This is a genomic window from Cellulomonas sp. (genome assembly GCF_036279715.1).
GTDB lineage: Bacteria > Actinomycetota > Actinomycetes > Actinomycetales > Cellulomonadaceae > Cellulomonas_A.
This window is the reverse complement of record NZ_DASUIR010000062.1, coordinates 1-2,103: the sequence shown is the minus strand read 5'-3', so window position 1 is coordinate 2,103 and position 2,103 is coordinate 1. Positions and strand designations below refer to the sequence as shown.

General features: G+C 72.0%; 3 protein-coding genes. 1 reads left to right on the top strand and 2 read right to left on the bottom strand.

Features of this window, described 5'->3' with window-relative positions; translation table 11 throughout:
• Positions 1–1,255: MFS transporter (locus tag VFW79_RS06530; protein WP_329676512.1), on the top strand; the 1,255-nt coding region annotated here is incomplete at its 5' end.
• Between the two features lie 282 nt (positions 1,256–1,537).
• Here VFW79_RS06530 and VFW79_RS06525 read toward each other — a convergent pair.
• Both VFW79_RS06525 and VFW79_RS06520 read right to left on the bottom strand, forming a co-directional pair.
• Positions 1,538–1,681 (bottom strand): hypothetical protein, encoded by a 144-nt coding sequence (locus VFW79_RS06525; protein WP_329676511.1) that lies wholly within the window; start codon positions 1,679–1,681, stop codon positions 1,538–1,540.
• Between the two features lie 181 nt (positions 1,682–1,862).
• Positions 1,863–2,103: hypothetical protein (locus VFW79_RS06520; RefSeq protein ID WP_329676510.1), on the bottom strand; the 241-nt coding region annotated here is incomplete at its 5' end.

The window sequence follows — 2,103 nt, the reverse complement described above, 5'->3', positions numbered from 1 at the left end:
TCGTCGGCGAACCCTCCGGGTCCTTCTCGTCGCCCAGGTGCTCGGTTCGCTCGGCATCGGTGCCGCGCCGTCGATCGGCGTCCTGCTCGCCCAGGAGCTCACCCGGTCGGAGGCCTGGGCCGGCATCGCACGGGCGTCGGTGACCATCGGGGCTGCGCTCCTGGCACTTCCGCTCGGCATGCTCGCCGCCCGGCGCGGGCGTCGTCGGGCGTTGACGCTCGCGTGGGGCTCTGCGGCGGTCGGCGCCGCTCTCCTCGTGGTGGCCGCCTCGACCACGTCGGTGCTCGTGATGGTCCTCGGCATGATGGCGCTGGGCGCCGGGTCCGCCGCCGGTCTGCAGTCGCGCTTCGCCGCGACGGATCTTGCCGTTCCCGCGCACCGCGCTCGCAGCCTGTCGCTCGTCGTGTGGGTCGGGACCCTCGGGGCGGTGCTCGGGCCCAATCTCGGGATCCCGGGCAAGCTCGTGGAGTCTCGGCTCGGGCTGCCCCCGTTGTCGGGTGCATTCGTCATCGGGGCGGTGCTCCTGACCGGCACGGCTGCGACGGTGTGGTTCCGCATGCGGCCCGACCCGTTGGCGGTTGCCGCCGAGCACCGCGACACCGCGCCGGCGACGGGCCCAGCGCCTTCGCCGGTGAATCTGCGGCGAGCACTGAGCGAGATCCGCCAGGTCCCCGCTGCTCGGTTCGCCCTGGCCGCGCTCGTCCTCGCGCACGTGGCGATGGTCTCGGTCATGACGATGACGCCGGTGAGTCTCGCGATGCATGGTCACTCGATCACGATCGTCGGCATCACGATCAGCGTGCACGTGCTGGGGATGTATGCGTTCGCCCCGCTGGTCGGGGCGGCGGCGGACCGGTTCGGCCGGATGCCCGTGATCCTTGCCGGTCAGGGCGTGCTCGCTCTCTCCGCCGTCCTCAACGTGGCGGCACCGTCGTCGGCCGGTGTCGTCGTCGCCGGCCTCTTCCTTCTGGGGCTCGGCTGGTCGATCGTCACCGTGCCGGCCTCGACCATGCTGTCGCAGTCGGTACCGGCCGCGTCGCGCCCGTTCGTCCAGGGCGCCGGCGACTCGGCGATGAACGCCGCGGCGGCGGTCGGGGCGATCGGGTCCGGGGCGATCATGGTCGCTCTCGGCTTCGCCTGGCTCGCCGGGATCTCTGGCGCGCTGGTCGTCCCGGTCCTGTGGCTCGCGATGCGGCACACACATGGCGTTCGGCGGTCGTCCGGGCCCCTGCCCGTGCGTCATCGCGACGCGTGAGGTCGCCTGGTTGCATCCCTCGAGCACGCGCCTACCGTCCCTCGGGAAGCCACGGCACGCCGCCGCTGGCCGCGACCGGTATGCCGGTCGTCCTACATCGACCCTCGCCTGATCGGCCTCTGGGAGCGCGGACAGGTGATCACACCCCGGCGGACCCGTGCGCCGGCCGAGCGTGCCGTGCGCGAGGAGCTCTCATGATGGCGAGCCGCGGCCCTTGGGGTCACAGTCGTCACGGGCTACGCGGGCGGACGACGTGTCCCCCGACTTCGCCAGGAGAGCATGTCAGCGGTTGATCATGCTTCCCGGGTCGTCGTCGGAGCCTTCTTGCGGCAAGGACCGCTCGGCCTCCTCGTCGGACTCCTCATCGGCCAGGACCTCTTCCACCTCGTCGTCAGCGACCGGTGTGTCGTCGATGCTCTCGCTCATGGCAATGCCCCTCGTGTCGATGGCTCGCGGCCACCGCATGCCCACGGGCCGCTGCTCCGATTCTAGGATCGGCGTCCTCTGACCGCCCGCTTGGGAGCGGTTGCCGGCTGATGCCCCAGATGCGTGTCGGCTGGTCGACCACCGACCACATGCACGCCGACCCGCTCGCCGCGAGTGCTCGTCAGCTGAACGCCGTCGGCAACGGCCGGCGAGCAGAGATGATGACGGTCTCCACGACCCCGGCAACGGCCGCGGCATTGACGAGCTCGTCGCCGGCGAAGGCACGGATCTCCGCGGACTTGCGGGCGAGTCGCCGCCGCGCCGAGGCCAGCTCGGCGAGCCCTTCGGGTCCGACCCGCGCGCAGGCCGAGAGATCCACCACGACGCTGTGCTCGGCGCTCGCACGTGCGCACGCCGAACGC